This window comes from Pseudoclavibacter helvolus (assembly GCF_049707175.1).
In the GTDB taxonomy this organism is placed as follows: domain Bacteria; phylum Actinomycetota; class Actinomycetes; order Actinomycetales; family Microbacteriaceae; genus Pseudoclavibacter; species Pseudoclavibacter helvolus_A.
Window position 1 is genome coordinate 57,191 of the sequence record NZ_JBNAFM010000001.1, and the last position, 14,350, is coordinate 71,540.

A 14,350-nucleotide genomic window follows, 5' to 3' on the forward strand; every position below is an offset into this window, starting at 1 on the left:
GCCGTGCCGTCGCCTCACATGTTCTTGCGTCGTTCAGCCTGGTCGCGCTGCGCCGATCGAAAGTGCTCGGTTGGCCACCAACGACGTGTCGATGGTCGTGGCCACCGCGGCGCGGAAACCCCTAGCCGCGTAGGGATGCCGGCCCCGGGGTGGCAGGGGTGCCTTGGTTGACCCCCGTGGGTTATTGCCCCGGGGGCGTTTACCAGGGGCGGCTAGTTAGTGACCCCTCGCCCTTGTTCGTCCGAGAGCCACCGCCGCTCGGTAGGCCATGAACTCGGCTTCGGTTTTCTTGTTCTTGGAGATGTTGCACCGCAGGCATGCGATCCGAACGTTCTCCCAGGAGTGCGCTCCGCCGCGGCACAGTGGTTGCAAGTGCTCGATGCTCGCCATGAGGGGGTCGCGCTTCCCTACGCAGTCAGTGCCGAAGCGTGTTGTCTCGCCACAGAAGTAGCAGTCGGAGCCGTACCGCTCTCGGAGCGCGCGGAGGGTGATGCCGTCGTCGATGGTGGCTTCTCGTATCCTGGCGCGCCGGATCGCGACGAGGTCGGCTGCCCGCTCGCGGTGCGCTGGAATCCAGGTCTTCCTGTACTCAAGGACGTATGCGCGCCGCTCGGGGCTAGCCTCAACTTCCCGTTGGCGTGCGATGTTCGCCTCGTGGTTGTTGTAGTAGCTCTGGCGGTTGATGGCCTTCATGCATGGCTTGCACTCACCGCGGCGTCCGTCTTTCGCTTTGGATGACCGATAGAAATCCTCGCGTGGCATGAGCTTCTCGCACTTGACGCAGGACTTGTGCGTCGCTGTGTCAAGGTGTTTCGAGCGACGCGTTACGGCTAGTTCGAGTCCGCCGGTTCGTTTCCACAGCGCGTAGTCGGTGCGGCATAGGCCCGACTTCTTGATCTCCACAGCCTTGTGACATCCGGGGGCGCGGCACGTAGGATTGGACACATCAACTCCTCACTCGAGTTGGTCACGACCCCGGCTGTTAGCGCAGCGCGGGGTCACTTTGTTCGTAGGTTTATTCTACCTCTCGCTGACGACGTTGTCTCGGTACGGGTACTTCACGGTGAGCACGAGTGCGACTCTGTCGAGTGCTGGTGTGCAGCCGTCGCCGAAGTCGTGCGTGTGCGGGTCGATGACGCCGGCGTGGATAAGGACGCCTGAGTCGGTTCGGAGTTCGCCCCATGCGAGGTCGGTGCGCTTGACCATGTCGCCCCGATTCGTCTACTAGGTAGAATCTTTCTATGGGGAAGAAGGACGTCGACATGGGGCCGCTGACAGCCGCGTTCGTGAAGCGCGCCGTGCGGGCCAAGGACCTCGATGATCAAGCCCGCTACTGCGACTACGAGGTACTGCAAGCGAAGAACGCTGGCGCTTCGTGGCAGGCGATCATGACCGCCACTGGCTTGTCCCGCCGCGGCATCAGCCTTGCGCTCGAACGTGCCCGTCAGGCGTAGTCGCTTCCTCGCCCGATGCTCTGACCGTCGTCTTCGTCATCCACGCGTGCACCGGAGTTCGTGCTGTTCACGGAGTGAGGACACGACGAACGCCTCGTCGCAGTGCTTGCAGTGCCAGAGGTCGTTCATGCGTCCTCCACGTCGTTGTGGCGGGCGATCCAGTGGTCGCCCTTGGCTGTCATGTCGGGGTTGCAGGGGCAGGGTTCCGTGATGGAGTGCGCGTCCTCGGCGCCGAGGGGGAGGACGTGGAAGATGTCAGTCATCGTCGACAGGTTCGAAGTGGTCGGCGGTGGCGTCGAGCATCATCTCGTTGAGGCCGCGGGCGACGTGGTTTGCCATGTCCGGCGGCGCGATGCGCTTGTACGCCCGGTGGCTGGCGTCGACGGCTTCGGCGGGGATACCGCAGACGATGGCCTGCCAGTCGGTGAGCAGCATCCCAGGGCGTTCATCGCGGATGTGGTCCGCGATCGCGTCTTCCACGGCTTGCAGGGTCTCAGCGCTCACGATGCCTCCTGAGTGCGGGCGATGTAGTCGACGGCGACCCGCACGTCCCGGGTCTCGATGTCGTCGAGCTCGCCGGCCTCGTAGTCGCCGAGGTCGAAGAGTTCGATGTTCCCGTCGTTCATCACCTCGAAGGTGCGGACGTTCTTGTTGTCTGTCCACTCGCCCGAGATGCCGCCGTCCGGAATCGGGAAGAGGTTGCCTGGCGGGTAGTCGAGCTTGTCGAGCGCCGTCATGATCAGCTCGGTCGTAGTGACGGCGAGCTTCGAGATCTTGACCCCGTCGCCGTCGTACCAACCGCCGGGGAGGTTAGCGAGGTATTGAAGCCGCTCTCGCCAAGGTGCCGTCATCGTGGTTCTCCCTGCCGCAAGCCGACTCAGTTCACTTTGCATCATGCATCCCCGTGATGTACGATAGACACATAACAACAGAGAGGAGGAAGGATGAACGAACTGGTCGGGATCGCCGCGATCATCACAGCAATCGCCGCAGTGATCAAAGCAACCGCAGACCTCATCGAAGCGCTCACCAAGCGCCGAGAGAAGTAAGCGGGGAGGCCCGAGCTAAACCAAGTAGCTCGGGCCTCATCCCCCAGTATTTCATCCAACACACCATGACCATTTGGCATTACCTGGCAGTCGCGGTCGCCCTCATCGGTGCGGCGGTCGCGTTCAGCACACTTCCCATCGTGGCGGGGTTGAACGTCGTCGCGGCGGCGCTCGTCATAATTGGCTCAACCCGGAAGGAACGAAAGCGATGATCCCTGAGGTCTTTTCCATCATCGGTGAGGTCATAGCGACGAGCTTCACCGCCATCCCGCTCCCCGCCTTGATCGGCGTGTGCGCAGCGGCAGGTGTCGTGGCATTCATCATGGAACGTCGGCGCGAGCAGTGATCGTCTACCTATCCAGGAAGGAAGTCGCGGAACGCATCGGCGTGCAACAGTCGACGCTCTCCCGGTACAAGCTCCCCGAGCCCGACGCGATGATCGGCACCACTCGTGGGTGGCTGCCGGAGACCATCGACGTGTGGAACGAGGGGCGACCCGGGCAGGGCCGGTGGAGGTAGGTTCCCTGCTCTCGCCGCGTCTACTGTGTGTTGGCTCGCCACGAAGGGCGGGACGTGGAGATGCGTGGGCTGCGGTGGAGCAGGGAAGGCTATCGGATTTCTCAGATGCGGTCCGCGTATCTGGATAAGCCGATGAAGTGTGCCCGCGTTGTGACGCCTGGTGCGGGACGGCCAGGACACCGACCGCCCAAGAACGGCCCGTCGATCCCGACCTGTGAGCCTGAGGCTACGAGCGGGAAGAAAAGCCCCGCCGGTCCCGGAGGACGACGAGGAACTAGAACTTGCCTCAGGCCCGTGTCAGTTCACGTTCGTTACGCCAGAGCCGACGAAGCTCGGGACGCCTGAGGGCTTCTGTGGGCCTTGCAAGTAGCAGCCAGGCGTGAGCCCTTCATGAGGCCGCACCCACATTGCATAGTCGACAGGGATCGAACCTGCGGCCTCCCGTTTTGGAGACGGGCGCTCTGCCATCTGAGCTACGACCATAAGTGCCACACTTCCCACGCTCCGGCTGTGACCACCGGGTGCACGCGCTCACGACGTTGGCACTGCATGCTTGAGTGCCGGTTGTGCGTCTCACCGGCAAGAGCTCGTATTCGGCGGCGGGGTATGCGAAGTCCCGCCTATGTGCCAGCCGACGTTGCGCAGAGTTCCTCATGCGGCCTGCCGGGGCGTCCAGAAACACGAAAAGGGCCGATGCCCCGTAGGACACCGACCCTTTCGCGTGAGAAGCGTTGCGATGACTTCCGGACAGAGTCCTTGACCATCTACTGATGAATGTAGCACATTTGGCGCATTATTTGCGAGGCCTTCCGCGTTTCACCGTGGATTCTGCGGTCAGCACGTCCGCTCCCCACACGCGCTGCACCCCATCCGGGCCAGGTTGCGCCCTCACGCGCCCCTTCTCGATCCACCGGTGAATGGTCCACTTGGTGCGCTTCGCGAGCTGAGCGGCTTCCTGCACGGTGATCCAGGCCCCGTGCTGGCCTTCGATCATGCTGGCGATGTTGCCTCCTTCGGTGCGGGTTTCTGGTCGAGTTCGCGGAACGCGAGGAGCGCGTTCTCTTCGGCGTCGGCTTTGTACCCGCAGTTGGTGTCTCGGCATTTGATGAGGTCGGGCGTGAACGGCAGGCGGGGCGGAAGCCTGACGAGGGTGAGCTTCTGGCAGTTCGGGCAGCGTGAACGGTCGAGGTTCTCTTGCTCGATGCGGACGGTGTGCTTCGTCATGGCGGATCGGATGACGGAGGCGGTGCGGACGGCGTGCGCCGCTCCCTTGGGTGATGCCACCCACCGGTCCACGTCGTCTTTCGTTGCCCCGTCGAGCATGTCCACGACTTCCGCGCGGTCCATCTCCAACGCGGTGAAGGGCACGAACCCGAGCGCGGGCCCTCCCCCGGTTTCCTGCCGGGCAGTGGTGAGGATGCCGTCGGTGAGCTTCAGCCATTCGGGTACGTCCTCGAAGGCGCGCATGATGCGGCCGTAGCAGGAGCCGCACACGTGGCCGCGGATCGCGGGCTTGGGCTCGCAACCCCCACACGGTTCCCCGGTGGCGAGGTCGTCCTGCGCGTCGTTCGACCACCGGTACTCTCGCCCATCGCACTGCGGCTCGTGCTGGCCCGCGATCTGACAGGTGCGGAGGTCAGGTTCGGAGTAGGTGATGCACGCGTGAAAGGTCATTTGCCCTCCCATATGAGCGTGAAGGGACCACGCCAGGACAGGTCGTGGGTGCTGGTCTCGCTCGCATCGTCTCCGTCGTATGCCCGGTACCAGTATCCCGTGGGGTAGGCGTTGCCGACTGGCCCGTGACGCAGCGCGCTCTGCCATGCGTGCCCGAAGTCATCGAGCACAACCGCCCCCGGCTTGAGTTTGTCCAGCTCAATCTGCCCTGAAAGCCGCTTGTACGCTTTGCTGATCTTCCGCTTCATCGTCCCTCCAAGCGTCTGAGGCGGGCTTCCTCGATCCCGTCGAAGTAGCCCGCCCAGTAGTCGCGGTGGTCGCGGCGAGTGAGTCGCCGCCATAGGGTTCTCATTCGTCCTCCGATGTGTCCATGCCGAGCACAAACGCTTGCCGAAACGAGTAACGGGACGCGGCGTGCTCGGCACTCATCCACGTCCACATGATGTGATCCTCGGGGCCGTTCAGTGGGGGCCGGACGACGACCAAGCCGCCCGTGTTGCGTTGCCCCTCACGGAATGCGCGTCGGATGCGGCGGAACCTGCGCCCCGCGGCTCGGTTTGTCATGCGCGGGAAGTTCTCGACCGTCCGCGCCTTCTGCCCTCGGCTCATTCGTCTTCCTCCGGCCCTTCGTATGCCCAGATGGGTGCCCCGGAGCGGATGGTGAGTTTCCGCCCGCCGGGGATGATGATTTGGATGGTGCGTTTGCTGAGCCGCTCGATGAGGACGACGCCTTCCACTTCGCGGACTTCGTTCTTCTCGAGGGCTTCCGGCTTCCGGTTCTCGGGGAGGGTCATGGGTTGCTCCTGAGTGTGTTGATAAGCGCGCGCGGATGGCGGATGGCGCGTATAAGGCATCGGGCCGCGAGGTGGGGCGTCCAGTTCACCCATGACCGGGCCGTGGTGATCTCGAACTCGTTGCCCTTGAGGCGTTCGATGTGCGCCTCGGGTATGTAGATGCGTTTCGTGACGTTCCCGAGTTCGTTGACCTCGTCGATCGCGATAGCGTGCCCTGGCTTCTCGTCCGGGTAGTAGCGCTCTGACGGGCGCGTGTAGAGCCGCAGGTGTCGGTCCGCCCGTTCGTGCCAACGCTTGATGGTTGGGCTTTCCTCACGGGGTAGGGCGTGCACTGGGATGCCGAACAGCGCCGCGTGTAGGTCACCGCTTATCTGGGTGGTAAACGTCGCCGATGTGGTGAACCCGGTCTTGATGGGTGCCAAGTCTTCGATCTCGGCTCCGAACTCGAAACCGTCGCCGACGATGCCAAACGGCTGCCCGTTGAGGAACACGTGCGGTGCCCTCTCGCTGTCGTCCATGTCTTGTCTCTTCCTTCCTGGGGTAAAGCGAAACCTCCCAACCCAGGGAAGGGCGGGAGGTGAGTGGGTGGCGGTCAGCGGCGCTTGGAGCGCTCGACGCGACCATTCAGTGGGTGGGCTTTCATGTCATGCCAGCCTTCATCCCAGATGCAGGTGGGCTCCCAGATGCGCCACTTGCCGCGCCAATCGCAGAGTTCGCACCCGCCGGAGATGTGCCTCCTGATTTCGAAGATGATGCTGATGAGGACGGTAATGAGACTCATGCGGTCCATGCGTTCGGGCTTCATTTCACCTCCTCGTGGTGCCAGTGAGCGCCCTCGTGGTTCGGCATCACCCAGACCATGAGTTGGTCCGGGATGATTTGGCCGTGGCACACCACGCACGTCGTCGGGATGCCGCACGGGAACGGGGTGGAGGAGACGGCGCGGATCACCATGACTCTTTGCCCTGTATCGCTGGCACCGACCTGCCTTGCAGGAACCGTGCGATGAGGAGGTTCGAGCAGTCGCCGCAGAGCGCCATCTTGTCGTCGGCGACCATCATGCGGTTCTCGGTCTCGGTGTGCTTGTAGTAGTGGTTGAGGATGCGGAGGCGCTTCGTGATGACCGTTTCCGTCTCGTGCTGGATGCTCCCCCAGAACGTGGTCCCGAGGATGTTGTCGCGCGTCTCAGCCTCCTCCCCGCATCGGCTGCACTTTTCTAATTCGGGCATGTGTCTTGCCTTCCTATGCGTGAGGCCCACCGCTGGGATGCGATGGGCCTGGATGATGTGGTGGTGCGACTAGACGGGCCAGGTGCCGCCCGTCTCGTGGTCCCTGTGCTTGTCGTGGTCGCCGACCTCGTCACAGGTCAGGTAGTAGGCGTCCATCTGCTCGGGCCGGAACACGTCCCACGAGTAGCGTTCGTCGCCGCACGGCTCCGGAATTGGCTCCAGCAGAGCACGCGAATCGCGCACCTCAGTGAGCAGCGCGGCGACCTCCGAGACGTGAAGCATCAACGTCCCATCAGCCTTCGCTCTCCGCTCGACGAGCGATTCGAGCCCCGCGAGGCGGGCGTCAGAGAGCTTCACGAGGAGCCTCCCTCAACCTCAGTGCGCCAGCGCACGCCCACAGCCGATTCGCGAGGCCCGGGTCATTCGGCCCCACCCGATCCCCGATGCGCTCGACCGCTTCAGAATCACGGAGAGGCGCGTACACGAGGCCCGCCGCGATCAGAGCGTCCGCCCGCCGTAGGGTCTCGGTGCGGTAGAGAGCCCAGCGGTGAACCTTGGCCCAGTCGTGGCCGTCTGCCTCCGCCAGCACGCGCGCTACCCGGTCACGCAAGGACTCAGACATCGCATGCTCCCACGAACTTGTAGCTACCGTGCCAGTTCGAAACCCAGATACTTCCCCGCTTCGGTTCACGACGCCCTCGCTCGTAGGCAACCCAGAAGACGCGGCCACCCGAGATGCTCTTGACCTGCACGCGAGGGAGCGGGTCTTTCCAACCCGTCCGCCGCTCCCAGATGGTCCCCGGTTCGATCTTCTCGCTCACGGCTTCTCGCCTCCCTCAGATGGAAGCCACGGGGTGACACGGCGGGAGACCACCGCGGCCTCGTACGTTCTCGGCATTCGGGCAGCCTTGGCCCGAGCGGATTCCTCGGTGTGCGGTACGAGTCCATCCTCCTGGGATACGCGGCTGGGATCGTCGGCCATGAACACCACGCCCCATTCCTCGGTCGTCTCGGCGTCGAGGAGGGCTGCGTACGCGGCAGCACCAGCGAGGAACGCGGCACGGGCGAGCTCTCGCGCATGCCAGTTCGCATCTTGCTTGGAATGCTCCTCTGCCAGGGCTTCGAGCTTCGCGCGGTCGATGAAATCACTCGTCGTCATCGTCAGCCCCTCCCGTATAGCGGATGCCGGGTAAATTGGGGTCTCGTAGCTGAGGGACCGCGGCGAGTGCTCCACCGCGGACTGTCGCCCACCTCATGCCGGAATCGCCCAGGACTTCGAGTTGGCAGTCGCGGACAGGAACGGGCACCTTGTCCCCGATGTTGTACCGGTGAAGTCCGCGACCCAGCGCCTTCGTCTGCCAGTCGCTTCCGTCCGAAGCGATCATGCTGTCAAACATCCCCATCGCTCTCACCTCCCAGGCCGAGAGAACGAGCGATGGACGGGGCAAGCGGGTAGCCTTCGACGCCCGGGTCGTGCAGCTCATCCCACGCGGCAACTTCCGCCGATGTCGAGCTGGCGTCCGGGTTTTTGTACCCGCCACCGTAGGACAGCGCGACGAGGATCTCGATGCGCTTGAGTTCGTTCGCGCGGTCCTGAGCGGCTGCGAGGGCGAGGGCGGCGTGGGCTGCGGCGAGAGCACATGCGCCAGCGGCTACCTCGTCGTCCCCGTTCTCGAATTGCTCGTCGGCGTAGGCGAGCGCGGTGCGCGCTTCCGCCGCGTGGTCGATTGGTTCATTCATCGGTTGTTGTTCCTTTCGTGGGGCGGCGAACTACGCCGCGAGAGAGTCGAATGCCCGGTCGAGCAAACGAGTGACGGCTTCCGCCGCCTGTTGCGGAACAACGCCATTTCCGAGGGCTTTGAGCTTCGCGTTCCGAACCGCTGGCGCGGTCATGTCCATGTCATCCCAGATTCCCGGCGACGTGACCCATCCCGCGTCGAGCCCCATGAGGAACTCCACGAACGGCGGGTCGAGCTGCGGTTTGCCTTTGACACTCTGCGAGGTGGGCGACGGTGCAGGGCGACCGATGACGGACTGCCAGCGATTGATCGCCGGCTGGTAGTCGCCAAACGCTTCCGGCTTCTGCTCGGTCACGTCTTGCAGTGACACCGTGTGCCCACCCGCTCGGCGCTTGTCAGGGTCTTGCGACCCGCCGCGTGATCCCGCGTACGCATCCGGCGTGGGCAGCAATTGGACGGCGATCGACAAGGGCATCCCCATGCCGTTCCCGTTGATCCCTTTCGCCTTCACCTGCTCCCGACGCGCCAACCACGTTTCCGTACCCTCGCCGTCGTTCGCAACGGATGCCGAAGGTGTCGGGAGGAGGTCGCCGGTCATGGCCAGCACCTGCCCGGTCAGGCGGAGGGTCTGCCCCCGCTCCCGCGCCGTGTCCGGATGCAGCGGCCCTCCCCCGTCCTCGTCAGCCATCGGCGTGCGGAACAAGGCAGGCGGCTCCATCAGAAGAGGCGACTCAGTGAAGCTCCGCCCGAGCTCGCTGGCGAGTTCAGGGAGAGTTCCTTGCTTCCACGCGACGACGAAGACACGGAAGCGGCGGTGGGGCGCGCCAACGGCTGACGCTTCAATGCCCCCCCACTCCGCATCGAACCCGAGGTCGGCCAGGTCCCCGAGAACACGTCCGAGTGCTCGGAGAACAGGTCGGTGGTCGCCGTCTCCCACACATCCCGGGCAGGGTTCCAGATCAGATTCGGCGCAGCCGGAGAGGAGTCCGCGAACATTTTCGATCACCACCAGTCGGGGTTGGAGTTGCTTGATTGCGTTGAGCGTGTCGGACCAGAGCCCGGAGCGGGTGCCGGGGCGCATGCCTGCGCGCCTGCCCGCCAGGCTGAGGTCTTGGCACGGAAATCCCGCCGTGAAGACAGTCGGCCTTGCAACCGTCGACCAGTCGATTTGCGTGATGTCCCCCAGGTTGGGAATGCCTGGGTAGTTGTGCGCCATGATGCGTGACGGGTTCGGGTCGAACTCCGAGTACCAGATGAGCTTCGTCTTGATGCCGAACCGGGCGAGGGCTCGGCTGACTCCGAGGGTTAGTCCTCCATAGCCTTCGAAGCCGCCGCCGATTGTCCAAGGTGTCATCTCCGTCTCCTCCGTTTCGGTTTCGCGGTCCCTGGCACGTCCCAGGTGGGTGGTTTCGGCCAACCGGCAGGCCACGGGAAAATCCCGAGCCGAGCTCTCCGGCGTTCCTCGGCTGTCTCCTCCCGCTCAACAGCCCGACGACGACGAGCCTCGCGACCGCGCTCAGATCTCGTGTCGGTCATTGGAACTGCGCCAACCACTCACGCGGCGACAGGTGGTCACCGAGGGTTTTCCACCCGCCGCCGTCGTTGCTGCAGACGATGCCCTGGATGCCGTTGACGCTCGCCGCGATCTTCGCTTTCGTCGCCGCGTACGCATCCGGGTACTCGGCCACCAGCCCCGGCTCGACCATCTCGGACGCGCACGACAGGAGTACCCCGTAGCGGGTCACGAGCCACTCGATCCACCGAGATCGCCCCTGGGCCTCGCGACGGGCCGCACACGCTCAATCTCACGGTCGACGTACCACCGCGCTTTCTCGAGATCCTCGAGATGCTTGGCTGGGTCTTTGCGTCCGGCCCTCGCGAGGTACTTCACTGCGTTCCCGGAGTTGAACGGCAGGTGCTCGGTGATGTCGATCACCTCTGCACCGTTCGAGAAACCCTTGTAGTGGCCCGGGTTGATTGCGTCACTCACCGCCCACTACTCCCGAACCCCGCCGACCCGCGGATGCTGAGGTTCCCGAGGTCGCGCATGGTCTGCTCGTGCCCCGGTAGTGGGTGTCGTTCGGGTTCCGTGTAGACGGCGTTCTCGGTGAACACGATTTGCGCGATCCGCTGCCCCTTCCTGGCGTGGAACGCGACCTTGCCGTGGTTGATGAGGAGGACGATGATTTCCCCCGTGTACCCCTGGTCGATGACTCCGGCGAGCACGTCGATGCGGTAGTCGCGCGCCAACCCGGACCGGGGGCGAATGTCGCCGCGCCACCCTTCGGGGAGGTTCACGCGGACACCCGTGGAGAACTCAGCCGCTTCGCCAGGGTTCAACCATTTGTCTTCGCGGGACTCGATGTCGTACCCGGCGTCACCCGGGTGGGCTTTCGACGGCGCGTTGATGCCGTCAGGGACAATGAACAGCGACATGGGTCGCCTCCTTCGCACTGGGATGCCCCAAATCGGGGCGTGGTTGACGAAATGACGGGCTAGCAGGCCGAGGAGGCCCACGAACCCGTTGGGAGAATTGAGGCGCTTAGAACGCCTTCTGGCCGGTCGCCTTCCGGAGCGCAGCGATCCGAGCAGCACGACCACACGCGCACGCCATCGAGGACGGCAGCCCACACGTCCCGCACGGCGGGTCCGCGACATGACACCGGCACTGGTCATTGCCGCAGTTGTACGGCGACTTACACCGGGCGCAGCACCGGCTCCCGTAGTTGCGGCGATCCACCGTCTCCGGGGCGTACGACGCGGACAGAGTTCCTTGACGCATCACTCCGCCTTTCAGAATGGGGGTGTCTGGAAGTCGTCGGTAGCGCCGCCCTGCCCCGGTGTCGCCCACCCGGAAGCCTGACCGCCCTGGAATGCTCCCGGGTCCGACTGTTGACGCTGACCGCCGCCGCCCTTGTCCTGCTTCTCCGGCATGAGGCCGACCGTGGCCTGCTTCACGACGATGTTCGACCCGGACTTGCCGTTCGATTCCCACGTCTTGAACTCCGCGTACCCGCTCACGCGAACGAACGTGCCCTTGGGGAGCACCGCCGCGTACAGCTCAGCGATCGAACCCCACAGGGTGGCCTGCACCCAGAGCGTCTCGCCTGTGTCTTCCCACTTGCGGGCCTGCTCGTCGTACCTCGACGGCGTGTGCCCGACGCTGACGTTCAGGAACGCCTGTCCGTTCTGCGTGTGCTTCAGTTCAGCGTCTCGGGCCGTGTAGCCCTCGATTTCAATGCGTGCTCGTGACATGTTCTGTCCGTTCCTGCCCCGTCTTGGGGCGTCAAAAGAACCCCGCCACAGGTGCGTGACGGGGTTGGGTTACTGCGTGTCGAGATGCCCTCGACCCGGTTTCCGTTTGATGCCAGCGGCACGGCGCATGTTCGCGACCGACGACACCGGCCAGCCGAGGATCGCCGCGATCTCCCGGTCCGACTTGCGGAGCTTCACGAGCGCCGCGATCTTCTCGATGGCGGTCACGACTGCCACGCTTCGATAGGCGGCGGTCCGCCACCCCACTGCAACTCCTGAGCGCGCGACATAGGGCCGTTCCATCCGAGTTCGACTTCGCCGGTTTCGCCGTGTCGGTTCTTCGCAACGTCGAGGATGATGCGCTCGTTCGGAGACTCCCCTTCACGGCGGAGCAGGATGATGCAGTCGGCGTCCTGCTCGATTGCCCCCGATTCCCGCAGGTCCGACAGCCTGGGGATACCATCCGCTCGTCCCTCGAGGCCGCGGTTCAGCTGCGACAGCATCACGACCGGCACCTTGAGTGTCTTCGCCATGATCTTCATCTGCCGGGAGAACTCCGACACCGCCTGCTGTCGGTTCTCGGCTTTCTCCGCAGCCATGAGTTGCAGGTAGTCGACGACTACCCCGGCGAGGTTGCCGTTCCTACCGACAGCCCGGGCGAACTCCCTGACGTGTTCCGGCCTGACCTCGGCGCGGTCGTCGATCGCGATGCGGAGTTCGTCCATGCGGTCCCGGTTCTCGGTGACCTTCGCCCAGTCCGATTCACGCAGCCGAGCGTCTTTGAGCCTGCCTACCGGAATGTCGAGGCGTTCCGACATCATGCGGTGGACAAGCTCGATGTCGGACATCTCGAGCGACGAGAACGCGACCGTGCCCGTCTCCGCGAGAGCCACCGCGAGCTGCGCGGCGATGACCGTCTTCCCGACGCCGGGGCGAGCAGCAACCACGTACACGCACCCGGGACGCAACCCGCCGAGCGCTACGTTCAACGTCGGCCAAGGCGTCTCAACGAACGTGTCCTTCGCTGTCAGGCGGGCGAGCGCGTCAGGCATGATGTCCGAGATCCACCGCACCCGCGCTTGTTCCCTGGCGATACCGTCCAGGGCCGCTCGCGCCTTCTCGACGAGCACGACCGGGTCACCGTCCGATTCCGCGAGGTACTTGATGCTGTCCCCCGCCTCACCGAGCCGCCGCTTCACCGCGAGGTTCGCGACGATCTCCGCGTGGAAACCGGCAGACGCGAACGTGACCACATCCCCAGTGAGCTCGTGCGGGTAAGTGACCCCGCCCGCCCGCTCGATGTCTGCGCCAAGCTCCTGCCCGACAGTGATCACATCGACCGCGTCGCCGCGCCGCCAGACCCGCAGGATCGCCTCCCACATGAGGCTGTGCTTCGGGACGTAGAAGTCATCCACCGTCAGCAGCTCGCCGCAGGTATCCATCGCGCCTCGGTCCAGCATCACCGACCCGAGCACTGAACGTTCCGCCAGTTCGTCGCCGATCACTCGTCTTCCTCCCGTCGCTGGAACTTCTTTACCTTCCGGGCTGGCGTGCCAGCCGCTTCCGCGGGCGTGGGCGCTTCGTCCTCCCACCGCCGAGCCCGAATCCATCCGCCGGGGAGCTGCTTGTACTTCTGCTCCTGCGTAGCCGTTCTCAGCGCGTAGTCGCGAGCACCAGCGCACAGCACCTCAAACGTCGGCTTGTGCTTCGACTCCCGGAGCTGCTCCCAAGCCCTGAACGCGTCGCCCTTCGCCTCTCGGCGTGGGTAGAGCTTCCACCACGTCTCGAACGTGTCCGAGTACAGCGGCTTCTCGACTATCGAAGATCTATCCAAATCGGACGATTCAACTGATGGTTCTATAAGAGGAGTGGATGACGCGTTTGTCCGGTGAAGTCGGTCGTCGTTGTCCGGTGACAATTTGTCACCTGACAAAATGGCCGGTGAAGTTCCGACCTGTAGGTAGTACCGGTCGGAAGTCTTGCGCCCGTCCGGGCGACGGCGGTGCGCCCGCTCGACCAGCCCCATGCCCTCGAGCGACTGCACCACGCGTCGCACCGTGCGTTCCGAGTTCCCCGTCATACGCGCCAACTTCTCCTGCCCTGGGAAGCATGAGAACTGCTCGTCGGCCATGTCAGCGAGGGCCACGAGGATCATCTTCTCGGTCGCCTTGATGTCGAGATCCCACGCCCAGTTCACGGCCTTATATGACATGTGCGGCCTCGACCATCTCCTCCGCTTTGCTCGCGGGCAACATGAGCGCCTCACCGATCTCCGCGTAGGTCAGCCCGTGTCCGTGCGCCAGACCGGCGTAGCGGATGCGCATCTCCTCCGCATCCATCACATCCTGAGCGGCGAGACGAAGATGCTTGATGGCCGCGTTTTTCAGCGTCGACGAACGTGCGTTGGTAGCCTCAATCACGATTGAGTCCTTTCTTGATCACCTGAGCCCTCCCGGTCTTTCGTTTCGCAGGCGACGCCGGGAGGGCTTTTGCTTGCTTCGATTCCACTAGAACACAGCGTCGATGAAGTGCGGTAATGGCCGGACGAAGGCCTGTGGATAACGCTGTGGAAACCTGTGTGCAACGCGGCGTGTCGCTGTGGATAACGAGTGGACAGAATCCGCCGCGCTCCACGTC

General features: G+C 64.2%; 30 protein-coding genes and 1 tRNA gene. 4 read left to right on the top strand and 27 right to left on the bottom strand.

From position 1 onward, the window contains the following. Window positions 1-216 precede the first annotated feature (216 nt). Both ACPYN9_RS00335 and ACPYN9_RS00340 read right to left on the bottom strand, forming a co-directional pair. On the bottom strand, window positions 217-903 hold the full coding sequence (locus ACPYN9_RS00335) for an HNH endonuclease (RefSeq protein WP_424462912.1): 687 nt from the start codon (window positions 901-903) through the stop codon (window positions 217-219). 117 nt (window positions 904-1,020) lie between these two features. Continuing rightward, on the bottom strand, window positions 1,021-1,206 hold the full coding sequence (locus tag ACPYN9_RS00340; protein WP_424462914.1) for a hypothetical protein: 186 nt from the start codon (window positions 1,204-1,206) through the stop codon (window positions 1,021-1,023). 35 nt (window positions 1,207-1,241) lie between these two features. Here ACPYN9_RS00340 and ACPYN9_RS00345 point away from each other — a divergent pair, with 35 nt between their 5' ends. Continuing rightward, entirely contained in the window at window positions 1,242-1,454 is a 213-nt protein-coding gene (locus ACPYN9_RS00345; RefSeq protein WP_424462916.1) for a hypothetical protein, read from the top strand. Between the two features lie 125 nt (window positions 1,455-1,579). On the opposite strand, the gene ACPYN9_RS00350 is transcribed toward ACPYN9_RS00345, so the two are convergent. From ACPYN9_RS00350 to ACPYN9_RS00360, 3 genes are read right to left on the bottom strand one after another with little or no spacing between them, the layout of a single operon-like run. Beyond that, entirely contained in the window at window positions 1,580-1,717 is a 138-nt protein-coding gene (locus tag ACPYN9_RS00350; RefSeq protein ID WP_424462917.1) for a hypothetical protein, read from the bottom strand. Beyond that, the gene (locus tag ACPYN9_RS00355) at window positions 1,710-1,958 is read right to left on the bottom strand and encodes a hypothetical protein (RefSeq protein ID WP_424462918.1); all 249 of its coding nucleotides are present in this window, start codon (window positions 1,956-1,958) and stop codon (window positions 1,710-1,712) included. The genes ACPYN9_RS00350 and ACPYN9_RS00355 overlap by 8 nt, the downstream gene beginning before the upstream one ends. Further along, complete coding sequence (locus tag ACPYN9_RS00360) at window positions 1,955-2,305, bottom strand: hypothetical protein (protein ID WP_424462920.1); 351 nt, start codon at window positions 2,303-2,305, stop codon at window positions 1,955-1,957. The genes ACPYN9_RS00355 and ACPYN9_RS00360 overlap by 4 nt, the downstream gene beginning before the upstream one ends. Before the next feature lie 263 nt (window positions 2,306-2,568). On the opposite strand from ACPYN9_RS00360, the gene ACPYN9_RS00365 reads away from it, so the two are divergent. Genes ACPYN9_RS00365 through ACPYN9_RS00375 form a run of 3 tightly spaced genes read left to right on the top strand, consistent with a single transcriptional unit; the run spans window position 2,569 to window position 3,022 of the window. Next, entirely contained in the window at window positions 2,569-2,715 is a 147-nt protein-coding gene (locus ACPYN9_RS00365) for a hypothetical protein (protein ID WP_424462922.1), read from the top strand. Then, window positions 2,712-2,849 carry a hypothetical protein gene (locus tag ACPYN9_RS00370; protein WP_424462924.1) on the top strand — a complete coding sequence of 46 codons (138 nt, stop codon included), beginning with the start codon at window positions 2,712-2,714 and terminating at the stop codon, window positions 2,847-2,849. Before ACPYN9_RS00365 ends, ACPYN9_RS00370 begins: the two co-directional genes overlap by 4 nt. Continuing rightward, window positions 2,846-3,022, top strand: a complete 177-nt coding sequence (locus ACPYN9_RS00375) for an XRE family transcriptional regulator (protein WP_424462926.1) — start codon at window positions 2,846-2,848, stop codon at window positions 3,020-3,022. The genes ACPYN9_RS00370 and ACPYN9_RS00375 overlap by 4 nt, the downstream gene beginning before the upstream one ends. 410 nt (window positions 3,023-3,432) lie before the next feature. On the opposite strand, the gene ACPYN9_RS00380 is transcribed toward ACPYN9_RS00375, so the two are convergent. The 22 genes from ACPYN9_RS00380 to ACPYN9_RS00485 all read right to left on the bottom strand — a co-directional run bounded on the left by ACPYN9_RS00380 (window position 3,433) and on the right by ACPYN9_RS00485 (window position 14,133). Next, window positions 3,433-3,505: transfer RNA gene (locus tag ACPYN9_RS00380), tRNA-Trp, on the bottom strand. A gap of 310 nt (window positions 3,506-3,815) precedes the next feature. After that, a complete protein-coding gene (locus tag ACPYN9_RS00385) occupies window positions 3,816-4,016 on the bottom strand; it encodes a hypothetical protein (protein ID WP_424462927.1) in 201 nt (66 codons plus the stop codon). Further along, window positions 4,013-4,696, bottom strand: a complete 684-nt coding sequence (locus ACPYN9_RS00390) for a hypothetical protein (protein ID WP_424462929.1) — start codon at window positions 4,694-4,696, stop codon at window positions 4,013-4,015. The genes ACPYN9_RS00385 and ACPYN9_RS00390 overlap by 4 nt, the downstream gene beginning before the upstream one ends. Then, window positions 4,693-4,944: a hypothetical protein gene (locus tag ACPYN9_RS00395; protein WP_424462931.1), complete on the bottom strand. Its 252-nt coding sequence runs from the start codon at window positions 4,942-4,944 to the stop codon at window positions 4,693-4,695. Before ACPYN9_RS00395 ends, ACPYN9_RS00390 begins: the two co-directional genes overlap by 4 nt. 100 nt (window positions 4,945-5,044) lie before the next feature. Further along, entirely contained in the window at window positions 5,045-5,305 is a 261-nt protein-coding gene (locus ACPYN9_RS00400; RefSeq protein WP_424462932.1) for a hypothetical protein, read from the bottom strand. After that, a complete protein-coding gene (locus ACPYN9_RS00405) occupies window positions 5,302-5,490 on the bottom strand; it encodes a hypothetical protein (protein WP_424462934.1) in 189 nt (62 codons plus the stop codon). The genes ACPYN9_RS00400 and ACPYN9_RS00405 overlap by 4 nt, the downstream gene beginning before the upstream one ends. Further along, window positions 5,487-6,008, bottom strand: a complete 522-nt coding sequence (locus ACPYN9_RS00410; RefSeq protein WP_424462936.1) for a hypothetical protein — start codon at window positions 6,006-6,008, stop codon at window positions 5,487-5,489. The genes ACPYN9_RS00405 and ACPYN9_RS00410 overlap by 4 nt, the downstream gene beginning before the upstream one ends. Window positions 6,009-6,082: 74 nt before the next feature. After that, window positions 6,083-6,295, bottom strand: a complete 213-nt coding sequence (locus ACPYN9_RS00415; protein ID WP_424462938.1) for a hypothetical protein — start codon at window positions 6,293-6,295, stop codon at window positions 6,083-6,085. 142 nt (window positions 6,296-6,437) lie between these two features. Next, entirely contained in the window at window positions 6,438-6,719 is a 282-nt protein-coding gene (locus ACPYN9_RS00420; RefSeq protein ID WP_424462939.1) for a hypothetical protein, read from the bottom strand. Between the two features lie 69 nt (window positions 6,720-6,788). Next, window positions 6,789-7,076 (bottom strand): hypothetical protein, encoded by a 288-nt coding sequence (locus ACPYN9_RS00425; protein ID WP_424462940.1) that lies wholly within the window; start codon window positions 7,074-7,076, stop codon window positions 6,789-6,791. A 257-nt stretch (window positions 7,077-7,333) separates the two neighbouring features. Next, a complete protein-coding gene (locus tag ACPYN9_RS00430; protein ID WP_424462942.1) occupies window positions 7,334-7,540 on the bottom strand; it encodes a hypothetical protein in 207 nt (68 codons plus the stop codon). Further along, complete coding sequence (locus ACPYN9_RS00435) at window positions 7,537-7,878, bottom strand: hypothetical protein (protein WP_424462943.1); 342 nt, start codon at window positions 7,876-7,878, stop codon at window positions 7,537-7,539. The genes ACPYN9_RS00430 and ACPYN9_RS00435 overlap by 4 nt, the downstream gene beginning before the upstream one ends. Window positions 7,879-8,108: 230 nt before the next feature. Next, window positions 8,109-8,459, bottom strand: a complete 351-nt coding sequence (locus ACPYN9_RS00440) for a hypothetical protein (protein WP_424462945.1) — start codon at window positions 8,457-8,459, stop codon at window positions 8,109-8,111. 30 nt (window positions 8,460-8,489) lie between these two features. Further along, window positions 8,490-9,812, bottom strand: coding sequence for a DNA cytosine methyltransferase (locus tag ACPYN9_RS00445; protein ID WP_424462947.1), 1,323 nt, complete (start codon window positions 9,810-9,812; stop codon window positions 8,490-8,492). A gap of 178 nt (window positions 9,813-9,990) precedes the next feature. After that, window positions 9,991-10,203, bottom strand: a complete 213-nt coding sequence (locus ACPYN9_RS00450) for a hypothetical protein (RefSeq protein ID WP_424462949.1) — start codon at window positions 10,201-10,203, stop codon at window positions 9,991-9,993. After that, the gene (locus ACPYN9_RS00455; RefSeq protein ID WP_424462950.1) at window positions 10,200-10,448 is read right to left on the bottom strand and encodes a DUF3310 domain-containing protein; all 249 of its coding nucleotides are present in this window, start codon (window positions 10,446-10,448) and stop codon (window positions 10,200-10,202) included. Before ACPYN9_RS00455 ends, ACPYN9_RS00450 begins: the two co-directional genes overlap by 4 nt. After that, a complete protein-coding gene (locus ACPYN9_RS00460; protein WP_424462952.1) occupies window positions 10,445-10,894 on the bottom strand; it encodes a dUTP diphosphatase in 450 nt (149 codons plus the stop codon). The genes ACPYN9_RS00455 and ACPYN9_RS00460 overlap by 4 nt, the downstream gene beginning before the upstream one ends. Window positions 10,895-11,251: 357 nt before the next feature. Further along, window positions 11,252-11,713, bottom strand: coding sequence for a single-stranded DNA-binding protein (locus tag ACPYN9_RS00465; RefSeq protein ID WP_424462954.1), 462 nt, complete (start codon window positions 11,711-11,713; stop codon window positions 11,252-11,254). A gap of 69 nt (window positions 11,714-11,782) precedes the next feature. Beyond that, window positions 11,783-11,941, bottom strand: coding sequence for a hypothetical protein (locus ACPYN9_RS00470; protein WP_424462955.1), 159 nt, complete (start codon window positions 11,939-11,941; stop codon window positions 11,783-11,785). Continuing rightward, entirely contained in the window at window positions 11,938-13,218 is a 1,281-nt protein-coding gene (locus ACPYN9_RS00475; RefSeq protein ID WP_424462957.1) for a replicative DNA helicase, read from the bottom strand. The genes ACPYN9_RS00470 and ACPYN9_RS00475 overlap by 4 nt, the downstream gene beginning before the upstream one ends. Next, complete coding sequence (locus ACPYN9_RS00480) at window positions 13,215-13,925, bottom strand: helix-turn-helix domain-containing protein (RefSeq protein ID WP_424462959.1); 711 nt, start codon at window positions 13,923-13,925, stop codon at window positions 13,215-13,217. The genes ACPYN9_RS00475 and ACPYN9_RS00480 overlap by 4 nt, the downstream gene beginning before the upstream one ends. Beyond that, window positions 13,915-14,133 carry a hypothetical protein gene (locus ACPYN9_RS00485; RefSeq protein WP_424462960.1) on the bottom strand — a complete coding sequence of 73 codons (219 nt, stop codon included), beginning with the start codon at window positions 14,131-14,133 and terminating at the stop codon, window positions 13,915-13,917. Before ACPYN9_RS00485 ends, ACPYN9_RS00480 begins: the two co-directional genes overlap by 11 nt. Between the last annotated feature and the right edge of the window lie 217 nt (window positions 14,134-14,350).

Coding starts and splice junctions, on each gene's coding strand:
- ACPYN9_RS00420 (WP_424462939.1), bottom strand. CDS start 6,719: ATGCCCGAATTAGAAAAGTGCAGCCGATGCGGGGAGGAGGCTGAGACG.
- ACPYN9_RS00400 (WP_424462932.1), bottom strand. CDS start 5,305: ATGAGCCGAGGGCAGAAGGCGCGGACGGTCGAGAACTTCCCGCGCATG.
- ACPYN9_RS00460 (WP_424462952.1), bottom strand. CDS start 10,894: ATGTCGCTGTTCATTGTCCCTGACGGCATCAACGCGCCGTCGAAAGCC.
- ACPYN9_RS00365 (WP_424462922.1), top strand. CDS start 2,569: ATGACCATTTGGCATTACCTGGCAGTCGCGGTCGCCCTCATCGGTGCG.
- ACPYN9_RS00465 (WP_424462954.1), bottom strand. CDS start 11,713: ATGTCACGAGCACGCATTGAAATCGAGGGCTACACGGCCCGAGACGCT.
- ACPYN9_RS00360 (WP_424462920.1), bottom strand. CDS start 2,305: ATGACGGCACCTTGGCGAGAGCGGCTTCAATACCTCGCTAACCTCCCC.
- ACPYN9_RS00370 (WP_424462924.1), top strand. CDS start 2,712: ATGATCCCTGAGGTCTTTTCCATCATCGGTGAGGTCATAGCGACGAGC.
- ACPYN9_RS00445 (WP_424462947.1), bottom strand. CDS start 9,812: ATGACACCTTGGACAATCGGCGGCGGCTTCGAAGGCTATGGAGGACTA.
- ACPYN9_RS00390 (WP_424462929.1), bottom strand. CDS start 4,696: ATGACCTTTCACGCGTGCATCACCTACTCCGAACCTGACCTCCGCACC.
- ACPYN9_RS00340 (WP_424462914.1), bottom strand. CDS start 1,206: ATGGTCAAGCGCACCGACCTCGCATGGGGCGAACTCCGAACCGACTCA.
- ACPYN9_RS00350 (WP_424462917.1), bottom strand. CDS start 1,717: ATGACTGACATCTTCCACGTCCTCCCCCTCGGCGCCGAGGACGCGCAC.
- ACPYN9_RS00395 (WP_424462931.1), bottom strand. CDS start 4,944: ATGAAGCGGAAGATCAGCAAAGCGTACAAGCGGCTTTCAGGGCAGATT.
- ACPYN9_RS00405 (WP_424462934.1), bottom strand. CDS start 5,490: ATGACCCTCCCCGAGAACCGGAAGCCGGAAGCCCTCGAGAAGAACGAA.
- ACPYN9_RS00415 (WP_424462938.1), bottom strand. CDS start 6,295: ATGAAGCCCGAACGCATGGACCGCATGAGTCTCATTACCGTCCTCATC.
- ACPYN9_RS00440 (WP_424462945.1), bottom strand. CDS start 8,459: ATGAATGAACCAATCGACCACGCGGCGGAAGCGCGCACCGCGCTCGCC.
- ACPYN9_RS00480 (WP_424462959.1), bottom strand. CDS start 13,925: ATGTCATATAAGGCCGTGAACTGGGCGTGGGATCTCGACATCAAGGCG.
- ACPYN9_RS00345 (WP_424462916.1), top strand. CDS start 1,242: ATGGGGAAGAAGGACGTCGACATGGGGCCGCTGACAGCCGCGTTCGTG.
- ACPYN9_RS00410 (WP_424462936.1), bottom strand. CDS start 6,008: ATGGACGACAGCGAGAGGGCACCGCACGTGTTCCTCAACGGGCAGCCG.
- ACPYN9_RS00435 (WP_424462943.1), bottom strand. CDS start 7,878: ATGACGACGAGTGATTTCATCGACCGCGCGAAGCTCGAAGCCCTGGCA.
- ACPYN9_RS00385 (WP_424462927.1), bottom strand. CDS start 4,016: ATGATCGAAGGCCAGCACGGGGCCTGGATCACCGTGCAGGAAGCCGCT.